The sequence below is a fragment of the Nocardiopsis mwathae genome, from assembly GCF_014201195.1.
GTDB classification, from domain to species: domain Bacteria; phylum Actinomycetota; class Actinomycetes; order Streptosporangiales; family Streptosporangiaceae; genus Nocardiopsis_C; species Nocardiopsis_C mwathae.
On sequence record NZ_JACHDS010000001.1, the window covers coordinates 3,320,178 to 3,337,141 of the forward strand.

Sequence of the window (16,964 nt, forward strand, 5' to 3'; positions counted from 1 at the left end):
CCCTCAGGACGTTTCCGGGACGGCCACGGCCTTACGGAGCGTGTAGAGGCACTGCGTCAGCGCCTCGTGCTTGGCCGCGGCACCGCTTCTGACATGCATCCCGGCGGCGTACAGCATCGCCCACACGAACTGCCCCATCCACGCCGGGGAGAGCCGCGGGTCGATGGTGCCGTCGGCGTGCCCGCGCTCGACCAGCTCGGCGAGCGCCGCGTCGCTCTCGTCGGGCTCGTCATCCGCGCTCGCGGCCCAGTCGTCATCGCTCGTGAAGGCGAGGAACACCAGTTCATAGGTGTCGAAGTACTCCGACACCAAGCGGTTGAGTGCCTCGGCGGCCGTCCCATCCCCGATCCGGGCGCTGCGCACCGCCTCGTGTATCCGCTCGGTGGCGTACTCCGCCAACGCCGAGGTCAGGCTCTCGCGGTCGGGGAAGTAGCGCTGCAGCGTGCTGCGCGCCACCCCGGCCCGCTCCGCCACCGCTGACATCGTCGCGGACGCGTCCTGACCCAGCACCAGGACCGCGGCGTCCAGAATCGCGCGCCGTGTCCGCGCCCGAGTCCTGGACTGCCCGGCCACCGGTTCGTTCTTCACCACCATGCGCACATCCTAGGTCGAGAGGGGATGACGGGTATCCAGTTGACAAAAATCGGTCATCTATGACCTACTTTTAATCATGAATGATGCCATACCGTCCGAAGAGAAACCACAATCGGGCGATACCGACGCGTCGATCGCACCCCCCCGCTTCGCCCCGATGCGCGTGCTGTGGTCGTTCGTCCGCCCCCACCGGGCCGCCCTCGCACTCGGGCTCGTCCTCGCCCTCCTCGGCTCGGCCCTGGAACTGGCCACGCCGATGGTGATCAAACTCGTTCTGGACACCGTCTCCGGGTCCGCCGACCTCACCGGGCCGATCGCGCTCCTGGTCGCACTGCTCGTGGTCGGCGCCGGCCTCGGCCTGTGGCAGTGGACGCTCATCGGCACCGTCGCCGAGCGGATCGTGCTCGACGCCCGCACCTCCCTGGTCGACCGCTACCTGCGTGCCGCACTCTTTCCACTGTCCCGGCGCCCCGCCGGTGAGCTGGTCACCCGCGTCACCTCCGACACCCTGCTGCTGCGCGAGGCCGCGTCCTCCAGCATCATCGGCCTGGTCAACGGGGTCATCCTGCTCGCCGGGACGCTGATCCTGATGGGCGTGCTCGACCTCGTCCTGCTGAGCGTCACGATCGGCGCGGTGGTCGTGGTCACCGTGATCTTCCTGACCCTGATGCCGATGATCGCCCGCGCCCAGGAACAGGCCCAGTCGGCGCTCGGCCGCATGGGCGGCGTCCTGGAGGGCACACTGCGCGCCATCCGCACGGTGAAGGTGAGCCGGGCCGAGGGGCGCATGGGCGACGCGGTGCTGGCCGACGCCCACGAGGCGGCCCGGCACGGCGTGCGCTCGGTCCGCCGCGAGGCCCTGGCCTGGACCGTGGCCTACGCCGGCATCCAGCTGGCGATCATCGCGATCCTGGGCGTCGGCGCGCTGCGCGTGGCCTCCGGCCAGATCGAGGTCTCCACCCTGATCGCGTTCCTGCTGTACGCCTTCACCCTGATGGGTCCGGTCACCGAGCTCTCCCAGAACGTCACCGGGCTGCAGTCCGGCCTCGCCGCGGCCCGGCGTATCCGCGAGGTCGAGGCACTGCCGGCGGAGCCGGCGCCGACGGGCACGCCGGACCGTGCACGGGCCGCGAAGGCACAGGCATCGCCCGCGTCCGCCCTGCTCGAACTGCGCGGGGTCACCGCCCGTTACACGCCCGGGGACCGGCCCGCGGTCACCGACGTGGATCTGGCGATCCCCGCGACCGGGCACACCGCCATCGTCGGCCCGTCCGGAGCGGGCAAGACCACCGTGTTCTCGCTGCTGCTGCGCTTCCTGGAACCGGAGAGCGGGCGGCTGCTGCTGAACGGGACGCCCTACGACGGGCTCTCCCCCGCCGAGGTACGCGGCCGGTTCGCCTATGTGGAGCAGGACACCCCGGTGGTGCCCGGCACCATCCGGGAGAACCTGGTGTTCAGCGCACCGACAACGGGTGAGGACGAGCTGTGGCGGGTACTCGGCGAGGTGCGGCTGGCCGAGAAGGTCTCCGCCCTGCCCGACGGCCTGGACACCAGGCTGGACACCCAGTCGCTCTCCGGCGGCCAGCGCCAGCGCGTCGCCCTGGCCCGCGCGCTGCTGGCGACGCCGGAGGTCCTGCTGCTGGACGAGGCGACCGCGCAGGTGGATGCGATCACCGAGGCGGCCGTCACCGAGAGCGTGCACCGGCACTCCCGGCACGCGGCGGTGGTGACCATCGCGCACCGGCTGTCCACCGTCATCAACGCCGACCGGATCATCGTCATGGAGTCCGGAGGGGTGCGCGCCGCAGGCACGCACGAGGAGCTGCTGCACGCCGACACGCTCTACCGGGAGCTGGTGGAGGCGCTGCGCATCGAGCAGCGGGGCGACACCGCCGTGCTCGCCTCGGCCGCCGACGGCCCGCCCACGGCGTGACCGGAGACGGGCGCGGGTCCGCCGGTACGAAAAAGCGGGGCGGCCCGGCGAGCGAGTCTCACTCGCTCCGGGCCGCCCCGCTGTCGTGTGGAGCTATGGGGATTCGAACCCCAGACCTCTTCCATGCCATGGAAGCGCGCTACCAACTGCGCCATAGCCCCTGGTGGGAGTCGTCGGATCAGCTCCGCCGACTCCCAGAACAATAGCGGAATCCGGCGTTTTCGTCGAAACGGATTCAGCGGCGCCCGGGCGTCGAGCGCTCGCGGGATCAGCGGTCGTCGCTGAGGACGCGCCCCTCCGGCAGGCTGGCCGCGTTGTGCTCCAGCAGCCGCCAGCCGCCCACACGCAGCGGCCCCAGTACCGACCACGAGCAGTTGCCGAGCGGGCCGAGGACCTGGCGCAGCTCCGGCGGCAGGCCGAGCATCCGGCTGATCCCGGACCGCAGGGCGGCCCCGTGGCCGACCACGACCAGCAGCCCGTGCTCCGGGACCCGCTCCAGCCCGCGCAGGGCGGCCTCGTGCACCCGCTCCCCGACGGCGAGGACATCCTCGCCGTCCGGGATGTCCATCCGGGCGTCGTGCTCGGGCCAGCGCTCGCGGATCTCGGCCGTGGTCAGCCCCTCCCAGGAGCCGCCGAAGCGCTCCCGCAGCCCCTTGTCGTACTCGACCTCCAGGCCGGTCCGCTCCGCCAAGCACTGCGCGGTGACCGCGGCGCGCCGAAGGTCGGAGGCGACGATCGCGTCCGGCCGCATCGCGGCCAGCAGCGCCGCCGCTTCACGCGCCTGCGCCTCGCCCACCTCGTTGAGCGGGATGTCGGTCTGCCCCTGGAACCGCTTCTCGACGTTCCAGGTGGTCTGGCCATGGCGCCAGCAGACGATACGGCGGGTCTCGGGCACGGGCTGCCTCTCAGCGGTCGGTCGGGACGATACCGGCCTCCTCTTCGATGGTCTCGGGGGGTGCGGTCCGGATCACCGTCGATCCGGACCGTACTCCCGAGATCATCGAAGAGGGGGTATCAGGGGGCGGGGGTCAGGAGGCGTCGCCGGCGGAGCGGCTCTGCCCCTTGGCCGTCTCGGGCAGCTTGATCTCCGGGCAGTCCTTCCACAGCCGCTCAAGGCCGTAGTGCCCGCGCTCCTCCTCGTGCTGTACGTGGACCACGATGTCGGTGTAGTCCAGGAGCACCCAGCGGCCGTCGCGCTCCCCCTCCCGGCGCACCGGCTTGGCTCCGGCCTCACGCAGCCGGTCCTCGACCTCGTCGACGACGGCCCGCACCTGGCGATCGTTGGGGGCGGAGCACAGGACGAACGCATCGGTGATGACCAGCTGGTCGCTGACGTCGTAGGCGATGATCTCCTGGGCGAGTTTGTCCGCCGCGGCCTCCGCGGCGATGTTCACGAGCTCGACGGCCCTGTCCGTGGCGGTCACGATGTAGCAGCTGCCTCCCCTGGGCCGCTATCCCGACATGTGGTCGTCGAGATAGAGCCCGGTCTTGTTGATATAGCGGACGATACCGTCGGGCACCAGGTACCAGATCGGTTCGCCCTTGCGGACGCGCTCCCGGCACTCCGTCGAGGAGATCGCCAGTGCCGGAATCTCCACCAGGCTGACCTTGCCGTCGGGAAGTCCGGTGTCGGTGAGCCGGTGTCCGGGACGGTTACAGCCTACGAAATGCGCGAGATCGAAGAGTTCATCGACGTTGTGCCAGCTCAGGATAGCGCCCAGTGCGTCGGCCCCGGTGATGAAGAACAGCTCGACGTCGGGGCCGTACATAGCGCGCATCTCGCGCAGGGTGTCGAGGGTGTAGGTGGGGCCCTCGCGGTCGATCTCGATGCGGCTGACCCGGAACTGCGGGTTTTCCGCGGTGGCGATGACCGTCATCAGGTAGCGGTCCTCGGCCGAGGCCACCTTGGACAGGTCCTTCTGGTAGGGCTGCCCGGTGGGCACGAACACCACCTCGTCCAGGTGGAAGAGGTGAGCGACCTCACTGGCCGCCACGAGGTGGCCGTGGTGGATCGGGTCGAACGTGCCGCCCATGATGCCCACACGGCCGGGGCGTGCGCCCAGCCCCCGGGCTGTGCCTCGTGCGTTCGCTGTTTCGTTCGGCACCTTGACCGCTCCCGTTTCATCCCCGATGCCGGATTTCGTCAACCAACGCCGAGATTAACCGACTCGCCCGGCTCTCACTCCCAGCCCTACCCGGGGCACCCCCCGAAATTCCCGCAGTGCCCCTGCGCGCTCACGCTCCCCGTGCGCTCAAACTCCTCCCTCACTCCGCCGCCGACCCACACAGGCCTCCGGCCACACGGGACCGACGACTCCGCTCACTCGATCGCTTTCGCGACACACCCCCCGCGCGCTCAAACTCCTCCCTCACTCCGCCGCCGACCCACACAGGCCTCCGGCCACACGGGACCGACGACTCCGCTCACTCGATCGCTTTCGCGACACACCCCCCGTGCGCTCAAACTCCTCCCTCGCTCCGCCGCCGACCCACACAGGCCTCCGGCCACACGGGACCGACGACTCCGCTCACTCGATCGCTTTCGCGTCATATCTCGACATCGGAAAGCTGTCCGCATAGAGTGCCGACATGTCCACGAACTCGCCAGAACGCGCCCGCGTCCGCCTCGAAAACATCAGTTCCCGGGCCTACGAGCATCCTGCCGACCGAGGCGCGCTGGTCGCGCTGCGGTCGCTGCGGGGGTTCGACGAGGTCTTCAAGAAGCTCTCCGGACTGTTCAACGAACGGGCCCTGCGGCTGATGTTCCTCTCCAGCTCGGTGCGGGTGAGCGAACAGCAGTTCCCGGAGGTCTACAACTACGTCCGGGACGCCGCCTACGTCCTCGACCTGGACGAAGTACCCGAGCTCTACATCCAGATGAACCCGAAGCCCAACGCCATGGCGATCGGCAGCCAGAAGCCGTTCATCGTCATGACCACCGGGCTGTTCGACCTCCTCGACGCCGAGGAGCAGCGGTTCGTCGTGGGCCACGAGGTCGGCCACATCCTGTCCGGCCACGCCGTCTACCGGACCATGCTCCTGGCGCTGATCAACCTCGCCGCGCGGGTCGCCTGGATCCCGCTGGGCTACATCGGCCTGCGCGCGATCGTCACGGCCCTGGAGGAGTGGTACCGCAAGTCCGAGCTGTCCTGCGACCGCGCCGGGCTGCTCGCCGCGCAGGACCCCGAAGCCGCCAAGCGCGCGCTGATGAAGCTCGCCGGCGGGTCCCGGCTCGCCGAGATGAACCCCGACGCCTTCCTGGAGCAGGCCAAGGAGTACAGGGAGGGCGGCGACGCCCGCGACAGCCTGATCAAGCTACTCAGCCTGATGGGGCAGACGCACCCGTTCGCCGTGGTCCGGATGGCCGAGCTGGACGCCTGGATCAAGGACGGGTCCTACCGCCGCGTCATCGCCGGGGACTATCCGCGCCGGGACACCGACAAGGACGCCTCGGTCGGCGAGGAGGCCAAGAGCGCCGCCAACTACTACAAGGAATCCTGGGAGCGGACCAGCGACCCGCTGCTCGGCACCCTGCGCGACGTCGCCGGAAGCGCGGCCAGCGCGGGCGGCAAGCTCTTCGACACGGTCGCCGACCGCTGGAAGAGCGCCGGCCGCCGGGACGGGAACTCATCGTCGACCGGTTCCTGACCGACGCCGGGGCGGGCGACGCTCCGCGCGCCCGCCCCGCGCATTTTCGCGGCCGACGGCTCTAGTCGACCCATATGATCCGCAGAATCTCGACGAGCTCCAGGTGGTCCACGATCAGGTAGATCACCGTGCACTGCGATTCCTCACCGAGCGAGTGCGCCCGGATATTGGCGTCCGGTCGCGCGCGGTTGTTAGGAAACCCCGCTCCACGGCTGTAGTTCGAGCAGGTCCATGAGCACGGCGAAAGGTGGCCGCAGGTGTTCTGGGAGCGCCCTGAGCTGTTCTTTGGCTACGTCGTCGATGTCGACCTTGTACGCCTACAGCCCCAGCTCCGCCTTGAGCACGGACCATGGGGTGCCAGAGACCCGTTCACCGCGATTGATGCGGTCGGCGGTCTCCAGCATCTGCCGGTGTCCCTCGGGGTCCTGGGCGGTGGACATCGCAACCACCCACCATCGGTCGAGGCATTCGAACACCGGAGTCAGGTCGAGTTGCTCCTTGGCGTCCGCCATGACCTGACGGTACTCCCGGTCGAAGTCGCCCGCTTCCTCCGGCAGCAGGACCTCACGGATCGCCCGTGGTGCCTTCTCCACACGCACCGATCGGTCCGGACGAGGGCGGGAAGCCGCCCCGGTGTCGCCCGATCCTTGCGGTCGGGCAGCCGTCATAGACCTCACCTCCGCCGCTCAGCTCAGGCCGTCTTCCCTCACCCATGTGGCGGAACCGCGAGAAGCGTTCGACCATCCCATCACCGCAGGTGCCCGTCACCCGTGACGACGTACTTGGTGGAGGTCATCTCCGGCAGGCCCATGGGGCCGCGGGCGTGCAGTTTCTGGGTGGAGATGCCGATCTCCGCGCCGAAGCCGAACTCGCCGCCGTCGGTGAAGCGGGTGGAGGCGTTCACCATGACCGCGGCCGAGTCGACTCGCGAGACGAAGCGGCGGGCCGCCGCCTGGGAGTCGGTGACGATGGCCTCGGTGTGCGCGGTGGAGTACCGGCGGATGTGGGCCACGGCGTCGTCCAGCGAGTCCACCACCTTCACCGCAAGGTCGGGCGAGAGGTACTCGGTGGACCAGTCCTCCTCGGTGGCCTCGACGGCCTCCGGGTCGACGGAGCGGACCTTGGCGTCGCCGTGCACGGTGACGCCCAGCTCGCGCAGTCGGCCCAGGACGTCGGGCAGGAAGACGTCGGCGACGTGCTTGTGCACCAGCAGCGTCTCGGCGGTGTTGCAGGTGGAGTAGCGCTGTGTCTTGGCGTTGACCGCGATTTCCAGCGCTTTGTCCAGGTCGGCTGCGGCATCCACGTACACGTGGCAGTTGCCCTCGCCGGTCTCGATGACCGGGACGGTGGAGTCGCGCACCACCGCCTGGATCAGGGCTGCGCCGCCGCGCGGGATGAGCACGTCGACCAGGCCGCGCGCCCGCATCAGCGCCTGGGCGGAGTCGCGGCTCGTGCCGGGCACCAGCTGCACCGCGTCGACCGGCACCCCGGTCTTGGCGAGCGCACCGCGCAGCACCTCGACGATGCGGGTGTTGGACGAGTAGGCGGAGGAGGAACCGCGCAACAGGGCGGCGTTCCCGCTCTTCAGGCAGAGGGCGGCGGCGTCGGCGGTGACGTTGGGGCGGCCCTCGTAGATGATACCGACGACACCCAGCGGGACCCGGATCTGGCGCAGCTCCAGGCCGTTGGGCAGGACCTTGCCGCGTACCACCTCGCCGACCGGGTCGGGCAGCTCGGCGATCTCCCGCACGGCGTCGGCGATGGCGCCGACGCGTTCGGTGGTCAGGGCGAGGCGGTCGACCATCGCCTCGCTCTGGCCGGCCTCGCGGGCGCGGGCGACGTCCTCGGCGTTGGCCGCGACGATGGACTCGGCGTCGTCGACCAGAGCGTCGGCCATGGCGAGCAGCGCCTCGTCCTTCACCGCCCGGCTCAGCGGCGCGAGGTCGGCCGCGGCGTCCCGGGCCCGCTCGGCGACGGCGTGGACCTCGCGCTCGATGTCACTCATGGTGGTGTTCCGCTTTCCAGGTTCGTCGTTCCGGTCATGGGCCAGCTTAGGGGGTGCGCCCCCACGCCGCCCGGCCCTCTCCCCTTCTCCCACCGGAATGGCCTGGCCACGCGCGTGCGGCCCCGCCCTCCGGCCGGAGGGCGGGGCCGCACGCATGTGTGGCGCGGTCGATCGCCGTACCGCCTAGAAGGCCTTGCCGGCCTCCTCCGCGTCGGCCTTGGCCTCGCCGCGGCGCTCCGCGGCCTTGGTCTCGATCTCCTCGGCACGCTGGGTGGCCGGGGCGCTTCTGGTGCTGGCGCTCGGGATGTCGCCGAACTCGCCGGTGATCCCGCCGCGGACCCGGTTGTTGTTCCCGGTCTGGGCCACCGGCTCGTTGCCCTGGCCGATCAGGGCGCCGCGGATGATGTTGTCGTCGATCCGGGCGCCGCCGGTGTTGCCCTTCACCTCGACGTCGCCACCCCAGTAGCTGGTTCCGGTGCAGGTGCCGTCCTTGCCGGAGGCGCCGATCTGCAGCGCGCCCGGGTTGTTGGTGTAGGAAGCGTCGCCGTGCACCTCGCCGTGGCAGAACACGCTGCCGAGCCGGTTGCCGTCGACGTGCAGGCTGCCGTTGACCACCGTGTTGTACAGGTCGGTGTACTCGGTACCCTTGCTGGCCGCGCTGCCGCCGATGGTCGCGCCGACCATGTAGACGTCGCCGTGGGTGGCGTTGACGCTCCCGCCGATGCCGCTGTCCAGGGCGTAGAAGAAGCTGTCGGTGTCGGCGCCCCTGACGGCCACCGTGCGCACGTTCTTGGCGGCCCGGCTGTCGTCCAGGTAGGCGCCGTAGGCGCTGCGGGCGGTGACCGTGCCGCTGATCTCAGTGTCCTTGGTGTCGAGGAACGCGTTCTGCTGGACCACGACGTCGGACTTGAGTGTGCCGCCGACGACGACGAGGTCGGCGCCCTGGCGGACGGTGACCTTGCCCTCGACCGTGGTTCCGTCCAGCGTGCAGGACTTGCCGGCGGGAACGACGAGCTCACCGGGCACGGTGACGGCTCCGCCGACACCGTTGCAATGGGTGACCAGGCCGGCGTGCGCGGGGGCCGAGAGGAAGGCGAGCCCGCCGAGGGCGAACACCGCGGTCGAGGCGACTGCACTCCAGGACTTCATCAATGTGTCCCTTTCCGCATGAGACTGTGGGGGACGGCTCCCCTGGACGCCGCTGCGCCGGGGTGCGGGAAATCGGACACGACACCCGGAAACGCCGTAGCGGAGGGGGGTAAGACCGTCCTCATGAGTCCTCCACGGGTCCGGTGCGCCATCGAACCGATTAGAGCCGTTACGGAGTGAAGTTACCGACAGAGCCTCGCAGAAGGAACATCTGGAGCAGAGAATCTTCTATTTCTCAGGTGATCCGTCACGCCCCGTCCCTCCCTTGTTCACCCATGCGCAGGGATTTCGGGCAGGAGTGGTGGAGACTTTTCGCTTTTCGGGACAGGCCGGAAGACCGCGGGTAGGGTGTCGGCGCCGACAGCGGCCGACAGCGGTTTCGGAGAACGAAGGGCGGATGCACATGTCCGCATGTCCGCAGGGCGGGGAGCACGACTGGGAGCTGGGTACCGACCGCAAGTTCCACTGCACCAAGTGCGGCGCGCAGAGCGCCCGCCGCCTCTAGGGCGTGCTTGACGGATCATTTCCGGCTCGCCCACCGGAAAGCATCCGCCGAACACGCCCTAAGGCGCGTCCGGCGGATACATCGTGCCCTCGCGCACGACCTCGCCGTCGGAGCTGGCCCGCCAGGAGACCGGACCGCCGATCTGGTCGGCCACCGACTGCGCCCAGCGCTCCAGCGGGACGAACATCTCCGGACCGGGTGACAGCACCGTCCGGCCCCGGTACACCATGCCCCCCAGGCTGACGACGTCGCCGTCGTGGAGCAACTCGGTGTCGTACTCGTGAGTGGTCGGCCGCATGGCGCCCACCCTAATCGGCACCGGCCGCCGCCGCACCCGGTGCGGCGCCGTCGCAGCGGTGCCGCGCCGCATCTCAGTCCCGCGGGTCGGGCAGCACCACCAGGTCGTCGCGGTGCACGATCTCCCGTTCGTACTCCGGTCCCAGTTCGCGGGCCAACCACCGGGTGGAGCGCCCCATCAAATCGGGGATCTCCACCGAGTCGTAGTTGACCAGCCCGCGCGCCACGACCCGGCCGTCCTCGTCACACAGGTCCACGGGGTCGCCCGCGACGAACTCGCCTTCGACCTTCACCACCCCGGCCGGGAGCAGCGACGCCTTCGCCTCGGCGACCGCACGCACGGCACCCGGGTCGAGCACCACGCTGCCCCGCCCCGCGGTCGCGTGCGCCAACCACAGCTGCCGGGTCGAGGGACGGCGCCGGGGGGAAGCGGTGAACAGCGTCCCCACGTTGTGGCCCGCAAGCGCGGCGCGGGCGTTGGCCGCCGAGGTCAGGACGGTGGGTACGCCCGCCTCCGTGGCGATCCGCGCCGAGTCGACCTTGGTCACCATGCCGCCGGTGCCGACACCCCGCCGCCCCGCGCTGCCGATGTCGATGCCGTCCAGGTCGTGCGGGTCGGCGATCTCCACGATCCGCTGCGAGCCGGGCCGCGCCGGGTCCCCGTCGTACAGCGCGTCGACGTCCGAGAGCAGCAGCAGGGCGTCGGCGCGCAGCAGGTGCGCCACCAGTGCGGCCAGCCGGTCGTTGTCTCCGAAGCGGATCTCGTGCGTGGCCACCGTGTCGTTCTCGTTCACGATGGGCACCACGCCCAGATCGAGCAGGCGGCGCAGGGTGCGCTGCGCGTTGCGGTGCTGCACCCGGCGCATCATGTCCTCGACCGTCAGCAGCACCTGGGCCGCGGTCAGCCCATGCGCGGCGAAAGCACGCGTGTAGTGCGCCACCAGCAGGCCCTGGCCGACGCTGGCCGCGGCCTGCTGGGTGGCGAGGTCGTTCGGGCGGGCGGCGAGCCCCAGCGGGGACATGCCGGCGGCGACCGCGCCGGAGGACACCAGGATGACCTCGGTCCCCGCCGAGCGCCGCTCGGCGAACACGTCGGCCAGCTCGCGGATGCGCTCGCGGTCGATGAGCCCCTTCGGTGTCGTCAGCGACGACGACCCGACCTTGACGATGATCCGCCGCGCGTTCTTCAGCTGCAGGCGCTCGGCGGTTCCGTTCTCCCCGTTGGACTGCGCGTCGTGCACGTCGTTCGTCTTCCTATCCGTGTCCGTGCGTCGAGATGGCTGGATGCGGGGCTCCCCACGCGGCGTCAGCCCAGCCGGGAGTCGGTACCGCGCGGGCCGATCGGGGTGGCCTCGGCATCCACGGACGGGTCCCAGTCGAAGACCACGGAATCCTCCTCGGTGCCGATGTAGACCTCGGCGCCCTCGGTCGCCCCGGCCTTGGCCAGGGCCTCCTCGATGCCGAGGCGGTTGAGCCGGTCGGCCAGGTAGCCGACGGCCTCGTCGTTGGAGAAGTCGGTCTGGCGCACCCACCGCGCGGTCTTGTCGCCGCGCACCCGGAAGGTGTTGTCGCCGAGCGGGACGACCTCGAAGGGGATCTCACCGATCTCCCGGGGGCGCAGCACGACGCGCGTGGGCTCGGGCGTGGGCGCGGCGGCGCGGGCGGCGGCGACCTGCTCGGCCATGGCGAAGGACAGCTCGCGCAGCCCCTCGCGGGTGGCGGCGGAGACGGCGATGACCTTCAGCCCGCGCTCCTGGAGCATGGGCGTGACGAACTCGGCGAGCTCGCGGCCGTCGGGGACGTCCACCTTGTTCAGCACGACGATGCGCGGCCGGTCGGTCAGGTCGATCTCCGTGCGCTCGCCGTAGGCGCGCAGCTCGGCCTCGATGGACTCCAGGTCGCTGACGGGGTCGCGGCCCTGTTCGTAGGTCGCGCAGTCGAGGACGTGCACCAGCGTGGAGCACCGCTCGACGTGCCGCAGGAAGGACAGGCCCAGCCCCTTGCCCTCGCTGGCGCCCGGGATCAGCCCGGGGACGTCGGCCACCACGTACTGGGTGGCGCCCGCCTCGACCACGCCGAGGTTGGGGATGAGCGTGGTGAAGGGGTAGTCGGCGATCTTCGGCCGGGCCGCGGACAGCGCGGCGATCAGCGACGACTTGCCCGCGCTGGGGAACCCGACCAGGCCGACGTCGGCGATGGTCTTGATCTCCAGCTTGACCTCGATGGACTCGCCCTCCTCGCCCTTGAGGGCGAAGCCGGGGGCCTTGCGGCGGGGCGAGGCCAGCGCCGCGTTCCCCAGACCGCCGACGCCGCCCTGGGCGACGATGAGCCGGGTTCCGACACCGACGAGGTCGGCGATGAGCTCGCCGTCGGGGCCGGTGACCACGGTGCCGTCGGGCACGCCGAGGACCAGGTCCTCGCCGTTGGCGCCGCTGCGGTGCCCGCCCTGGCCGGGCGTCCCGTTGCGGGCCTTGCGGTGCGGGCGGCGCTGGTACTCCAGCAGCGTGGCGACCTGCGGGTCGACCTCCAGGACGACGTCGCCGCCCCGGCCGCCGTTGCCACCGTCGGGCCCGCCCAGGGGCTTGAACTTCTCCCGGTGCACGGAGGCACAGCCATGCCCGCCGTCACCGGCCTTGAGCTGCAAGACCGCTTCGTCGACGAAGTCCGGCATGTGCTATTCCCCCCGTGTGGTGGACCTGCTCAGTAGTGCAACGCGCGAAGGGCGGGCCAGATTTCCTGGCCCGCCCTCGATCATCCGCAGGCGTGGGCGGAGCCGCGCGCGGTAAGGCGCTGCGGGCTCCCCCACTGCTCCGGGCCGACCTACTCCGCGGCGGCCGGCGTCGGGACGATGTTCACGGCCTTGCGGCCGCGCCGGTTACCGAACTCGACCTTGCCCGCGACCAGCGCGAACAGGGTGTCGTCGCCACCGCGGCCGACGTTGTCGCCCGGGTGGAACTTCGTGCCGCGCTGGCGGATGAGGATCTCGCCGGCCTTGACGCTCTGACCGCCGAAGCGCTTCACGCCGAGGCGCTTGGCGTTGGAGTCACGCCCGTTACGGCTGGACGATGCGCCCTTCTTGTGTGCCATGTCGAGCCCTCCCCTACTTCGCCGCGATGCCGGTGACGCGCACCTTGGTGTAGGTCTGACGGTGACCCATGCGCTTCTTGTAACCGGTCTTGTTCTTGTACTTCAGAATGTTGATCTTGGGGCCCTTGGCCTCGCCGAGGACCTCGGCGGTGACCTTGTAGCCGCTCAGCTCGGCGGTCTCGCTGATGACCTTGCCGTCCTCGACGACAAGCAGCGGCTCCCACGTCACCGTCGAACCGGCCTCACCGGAGACCCTGTCGATGTCCAAGACGTCATCGACAGACACCTTCTCCTGTCGGCCGCCCGCTCGCACGATCGCGTACACCGGGAAACTCTCTTCCTGCTCGTGGACAATCCTCGCCAGGGCGAGGAGCAAATGCGCTGCTGTTGACCGCAGCTCGGACCCATCGGGCACCCGCGGTGGGGGCGTGGGAATCGAGGTCCGGTCTCGGGCGCGCGAACGATTGGGGCGCGCCGACGCACCGACCCTTAGATTACCACCCGCCGATCGGCGGCCGACACGTTCTCGGGTGTGATCAGGCCGAACCGGGCGCTACTCGACATAGCAGACACGATTCGGCCCGACCGCTCTCCCGTCTCTATCCCGCCTCGGCGACCGCGGACTCGGTACCGGCGGCCTTGGTCCGGCGGGTGCGGCGCCGTGTCTTGCGCTGCCGCTCGGCCTCGCCGCCCTCTCCCGTACCGTCGGCCGCCGCGAGCGACGCGGCCCCGACCGACGCGGCTTCGGCGTCGGCAGCGGCCTCCGCAGCCGGCTCCGCTGCGGCGCCGGCGTCCCCGGTCGCCTTGCGGGACGTCTTCTTGGCGGTGGTCGCCTTCTTCTTCGGTGCCGCTTTGGCGGTGGTGCTCTTGGTGGCGCTCTTGGTAGCGCTCTTGGTAGCGCTCTTGGCGGTGCTCCGGGCCCGGGTGGACCGGGTCGCCCTCTTCTTCGGCTCCTCCGCGGGCACCTCCGCCTGTTCGGACTCCTCGGTCCGGGCCTCCGCAGCGGTGCCCACGGCGGGAGCCGCGGCGGCATCCGGGGCCTGTGCCGCCGGGGGCTCCTCGGCGGTCGTGGCGGCGGTCTCCTTCTCGGCCTTCTCCGCCTTCTCCGCCTTGTCGGCCTTGTCGGCCTTCGCCTTCTTCTTCTTTCCGGTGCCCGAGACAGCGGCCTTGCCCTCGACCGGCTCCGAGGAGATCAGCAGGCCGCGGCCGTTGCAGTGCTCGCAGCCCGCGGAGAAGGCCTCCAGCAGGCCCTGGCCGACGCGCTTGCGCGTCATCTGCACCAGACCCAGCGAGGTGACCTCTGCCACCTGGTGCTTGGTGCGGTCCCGCGACAGGCACTCCAGCATCCGGCGGAGCACCAGGTCGCGGTTGCTCTCCAGCACCATGTCGATGAAGTCGATCACGATGATGCCGCCGATGTCGCGCAGCCGCAGCTGGCGCACGATCTCCTCGGCCGCCTCAAGGTTGTTCTTGGTGACCGTCTCTTCGAGGTTGCCGCCCTGGCCGGTGAACTTGCCGGTGTTGACGTCGACGACGGTCATCGCCTCGGTGCGGTCGATGATCAGCGAGCCGCCGCTCGGCAGCCACACCTTGCGCTCCAGCGCCTTGGCGATCTGCTCGTCGATGCGGTAGGCCTCGAAGACGTCGCGGTCACCGTCCCACTGGGAGACGCGCTCCGACAGGTGCGGCGCCACGTACTCGACGTACTCGTGGACGGTGTCCCAGGCCTCGTCACCGGAGACGACCAGGCTGGAGAAGTCCTCGTTGAAGACGTCGCGCACCACCCGCACGGTGAGGTCGGGCTCGCTGTTCAGCAGCGCGGGCGCGGTCGCCGACTTCGACTTGCGCTTGATCGACTCCCACTGCGCGGCCAGGCGCGCGATGTCGCGCTCCAGCTCCTCCTCGCTGGCGCCCTCGGCGGCGGTCCGCACGATGACCCCGGCGTTCTCCGGCATGACCTTCTTGAGGATCTGCTTGAGCCGCGCGCGCTCCTTGTCGGGCAGCTTGCGGCTGATGCCGGTCATGGAACCGTCGGGCACGTAGACCAGGTAGCGGCCGGGCAGGCTGATCTGGCTGGTGAGCCGGGCGCCCTTATGGCCCAACGGGTCCTTGGTCACCTGCACCAGCACCGACTGGCCGGACTTCAGCACCGACTCGATGCGCTTGGGCTGGCCCTCCAGGCCGGAGGCGTCCCAGTTGACCTCACCGGCGTACAGGACGGCGTTGCGGCCCTTGCCGATGTCGACGAACGCGGCCTCCATGGACGGCAGCACGTTCTGCACCCGCCCGAGGTAGACGTTGCCGACGTAGGAGCGGTGGGTGGCGCGGTCGACGTAGTGCTCGACGAGGACGTCGTCCTCCAGCACACCGATCTGGGTGCGCTCGCCGGTGCGCCGGATGACCAGGTCCCGCTTGACCGCCTCACGGCGGGCCAGGAACTCCGACTCGGTGATGATCGGGGTGCGGCGGCGGCCCTGCTCGCGTCCTTCGCGGCGGCGCTGCTTCTTGGCCTCCAGCCGGGTGGACCCGCGGACGGCCTGCACCTCGTCCTCGATCGGCTTCTCCACGCGCGGCTCGCGCACGCGGACCACGGTGTTCGGCGGGTCGTCGCGGCCCGGTGCCTCTTCGGCGGCCTCGCCGCCGGAGCGGCGGCGACGACGGCGGCGACGACGGCTGCCGCCCTCGCCCGCGTCACCCGCCGGGGTCTCCTCCTCGGCCGCCTCGGGCCTCTCGGCCGGGGCCTCCGCGACCGCCGGGGCGGCGGTGGACGCGCCCCGCTCGGCTTCGGTCTCCTCCTCGGCACCGCGCGACTTGCCGCGCCCGCGGCCGCCCCTGCGGCGTCGGCGGCGCGAGGGGCGCTCCTCGTCCTCGTCGGCGCCGCGGGCGTCCTCGACCGGTTCGGCCGACTCCTCGGCCGCAGGCTCGGCCTCGGTGTCCTCGTCCTCGGTGTCCTCGCCGACCGCGGGCTCCACCTCGGCGGCGGCCCCTCCGGCGGGCGCCACGGGCGGCTGGAACAGCACCATGGGCGGCTGGAAAGACGCGGTGGCCGCGGACTCCACGGCGGGGGCCGCCGCGGACCGGGGGTCGGCGGTGTCGCCGTCGCCGTCCTCGTCGCCGGCGGTGTCCGCGGGCTCGGCAGCGGCGCGGGCACGGGTCGCACGCGAGCCGCGCTTGGCCGCCTGGGTCGTGCCCGACGCGCGGGTGCGGGTGCGCTTCTTGGGCGCGCGCTCCTCGGCCTCCTCGGCCTCGGGCGCCTGATCGGCGGTGGCCGCTGCGGCGGTCTCGGTCGCGGCCGCCCCGGCGGCCTCCTCGACCGGCGTCACGACCTGCCGCGCGACCGTGGTCCTGCTGCCGACGACCGGAGCGGACTCGACGTCCCCCGGTCCGGCCAGTCGTGTGAGCGGAGCGGCACCGGGCGTGAACACGGGCTCGGGCTCCGGAGGCGGACCCGCCTGCCGGGCGGCGCCCTTGCGCTTGCTCGGCCCGCTGACCTTGATCTCCGCCTCCTGTGGCGGCGCGAACGTGGTCCGCGCCCCAGTGCCGTTGGACGTGGAGGTGGCGGCCTCGGCAGCCGCATCCGCTGTTTCAGTTGTACCCGCGGTGCCGTCGGCACCGCCGTTGGGCTCGTTTTCGAGCATCCGGGTGGTCTCCCGTCAGAGTCCTCGGGTGCGGCGTCGGCCTGCTTCGGCCGCCGCGCTCGCGCGCGAGGACTGTCGTCGCTATGTCGGCGCCGGTAGCGTTTCCGC

15 protein-coding genes and 1 tRNA gene are annotated in these 16,964 nt (G+C 70.9%); 2 read left to right on the top strand and 14 right to left on the bottom strand.

Annotated features, from left to right (window positions below):
* Nucleotides 1-3: 3 nt before the first annotated feature.
* Nucleotides 4-594 carry a TetR/AcrR family transcriptional regulator gene (locus HNR23_RS14325; protein WP_221308116.1) on the bottom strand — a complete coding sequence of 197 codons (591 nt, stop codon included), beginning with the start codon at nt 592-594 and terminating at the stop codon, nt 4-6.
* Between the two features lie 163 nt (nt 595-757).
* Between HNR23_RS14325 and HNR23_RS14330 the strand changes: the two genes are divergently transcribed.
* On the top strand, nt 758-2,527 hold the full coding sequence (locus HNR23_RS14330) for an ABC transporter ATP-binding protein (RefSeq protein WP_343070757.1): 1,770 nt from the start codon (nt 758-760) through the stop codon (nt 2,525-2,527).
* A gap of 88 nt (nt 2,528-2,615) precedes the next feature.
* Here HNR23_RS14330 and HNR23_RS14335 read toward each other — a convergent pair.
* From HNR23_RS14335 to nadD, 4 genes are all read right to left on the bottom strand, one after another.
* Nucleotides 2,616-2,688: transfer RNA gene (locus HNR23_RS14335), tRNA-Ala, on the bottom strand.
* A 107-nt stretch (nt 2,689-2,795) separates the two neighbouring features.
* Nucleotides 2,796-3,422, bottom strand: a complete 627-nt coding sequence (locus tag HNR23_RS14340; protein WP_184076051.1) for a histidine phosphatase family protein — start codon at nt 3,420-3,422, stop codon at nt 2,796-2,798.
* A 133-nt stretch (nt 3,423-3,555) separates the two neighbouring features.
* Nucleotides 3,556-3,951, bottom strand: a complete 396-nt coding sequence (gene rsfS / locus HNR23_RS14345; protein ID WP_184076052.1) for a ribosome silencing factor — start codon at nt 3,949-3,951, stop codon at nt 3,556-3,558.
* A 27-nt stretch (nt 3,952-3,978) separates the two neighbouring features.
* A complete protein-coding gene (nadD, locus tag HNR23_RS14350) occupies nt 3,979-4,632 on the bottom strand; it encodes a nicotinate-nucleotide adenylyltransferase (RefSeq protein ID WP_184076053.1) in 654 nt (217 codons plus the stop codon).
* A gap of 484 nt (nt 4,633-5,116) precedes the next feature.
* On the opposite strand from nadD, the gene HNR23_RS14355 reads away from it, so the two are divergent.
* On the top strand, nt 5,117-6,175 hold the full coding sequence (locus HNR23_RS14355) for a M48 family metallopeptidase (protein WP_184076054.1): 1,059 nt from the start codon (nt 5,117-5,119) through the stop codon (nt 6,173-6,175).
* Between the two features lie 317 nt (nt 6,176-6,492).
* Here HNR23_RS14355 and HNR23_RS14360 read toward each other — a convergent pair whose 3' ends face one another.
* The 9 genes from HNR23_RS14360 to HNR23_RS14400 all read right to left on the bottom strand — a co-directional run bounded on the left by HNR23_RS14360 (nt 6,493) and on the right by HNR23_RS14400 (nt 16,856).
* A complete protein-coding gene (locus HNR23_RS14360; protein WP_184076055.1) occupies nt 6,493-6,768 on the bottom strand; it encodes a DUF6247 family protein in 276 nt (91 codons plus the stop codon).
* 155 nt (nt 6,769-6,923) lie between these two features.
* Complete coding sequence (locus HNR23_RS14365; protein WP_184076056.1) at nt 6,924-8,180, bottom strand: glutamate-5-semialdehyde dehydrogenase; 1,257 nt, start codon at nt 8,178-8,180, stop codon at nt 6,924-6,926.
* A 183-nt stretch (nt 8,181-8,363) separates the two neighbouring features.
* The gene (locus HNR23_RS14370; protein WP_184076057.1) at nt 8,364-9,329 is read right to left on the bottom strand and encodes a hypothetical protein; all 966 of its coding nucleotides are present in this window, start codon (nt 9,327-9,329) and stop codon (nt 8,364-8,366) included.
* Between the two features lie 563 nt (nt 9,330-9,892).
* Complete coding sequence (locus HNR23_RS14375) at nt 9,893-10,132, bottom strand: hypothetical protein (RefSeq protein ID WP_184076058.1); 240 nt, start codon at nt 10,130-10,132, stop codon at nt 9,893-9,895.
* Between the two features lie 73 nt (nt 10,133-10,205).
* Nucleotides 10,206-11,372 carry a glutamate 5-kinase gene (gene proB, locus HNR23_RS14380; protein ID WP_343070564.1) on the bottom strand — a complete coding sequence of 389 codons (1,167 nt, stop codon included), beginning with the start codon at nt 11,370-11,372 and terminating at the stop codon, nt 10,206-10,208.
* A 65-nt stretch (nt 11,373-11,437) separates the two neighbouring features.
* On the bottom strand, nt 11,438-12,802 hold the full coding sequence (gene obgE / locus HNR23_RS14385; RefSeq protein WP_184076059.1) for a GTPase ObgE: 1,365 nt from the start codon (nt 12,800-12,802) through the stop codon (nt 11,438-11,440).
* A gap of 149 nt (nt 12,803-12,951) precedes the next feature.
* On the bottom strand, nt 12,952-13,218 hold the full coding sequence (gene rpmA, locus HNR23_RS14390; protein ID WP_184076060.1) for a 50S ribosomal protein L27: 267 nt from the start codon (nt 13,216-13,218) through the stop codon (nt 12,952-12,954).
* Nucleotides 13,219-13,231: 13 nt separating this feature from the next.
* Nucleotides 13,232-13,543: a 50S ribosomal protein L21 gene (gene rplU, locus HNR23_RS14395; protein ID WP_184076061.1), complete on the bottom strand. Its 312-nt coding sequence runs from the start codon at nt 13,541-13,543 to the stop codon at nt 13,232-13,234.
* A 274-nt stretch (nt 13,544-13,817) separates the two neighbouring features.
* Nucleotides 13,818-16,856 (bottom strand): Rne/Rng family ribonuclease, encoded by a 3,039-nt coding sequence (locus tag HNR23_RS14400; protein ID WP_184076062.1) that lies wholly within the window; start codon nt 16,854-16,856, stop codon nt 13,818-13,820.
* Between the last annotated feature and the right edge of the window lie 108 nt (nt 16,857-16,964).

Bases quoted from the DNA above. Each gene is read 5' to 3' on its own strand.
- HNR23_RS14400 (WP_184076062.1), bottom strand. From the start codon at position 16,856: ATGCTCGAAAACGAGCCCAACGGCGGTGCCGACGGCACCGCGGGTACA.
- HNR23_RS14375 (WP_184076058.1), bottom strand. From the start codon at position 10,132: ATGCGGCCGACCACTCACGAGTACGACACCGAGTTGCTCCACGACGGC.
- HNR23_RS14365 (WP_184076056.1), bottom strand. From the start codon at position 8,180: ATGAGTGACATCGAGCGCGAGGTCCACGCCGTCGCCGAGCGGGCCCGG.
- rpmA (WP_184076060.1), bottom strand. From the start codon at position 13,218: ATGGCACACAAGAAGGGCGCATCGTCCAGCCGTAACGGGCGTGACTCC.
- HNR23_RS14355 (WP_184076054.1), top strand. From the start codon at position 5,117: ATGTCCACGAACTCGCCAGAACGCGCCCGCGTCCGCCTCGAAAACATC.
- HNR23_RS14325 (WP_221308116.1), bottom strand. From the start codon at position 594: ATGGTGGTGAAGAACGAACCGGTGGCCGGGCAGTCCAGGACTCGGGCG.
- obgE (WP_184076059.1), bottom strand. From the start codon at position 12,802: ATGCCGGACTTCGTCGACGAAGCGGTCTTGCAGCTCAAGGCCGGTGAC.
- HNR23_RS14370 (WP_184076057.1), bottom strand. From the start codon at position 9,329: ATGAAGTCCTGGAGTGCAGTCGCCTCGACCGCGGTGTTCGCCCTCGGC.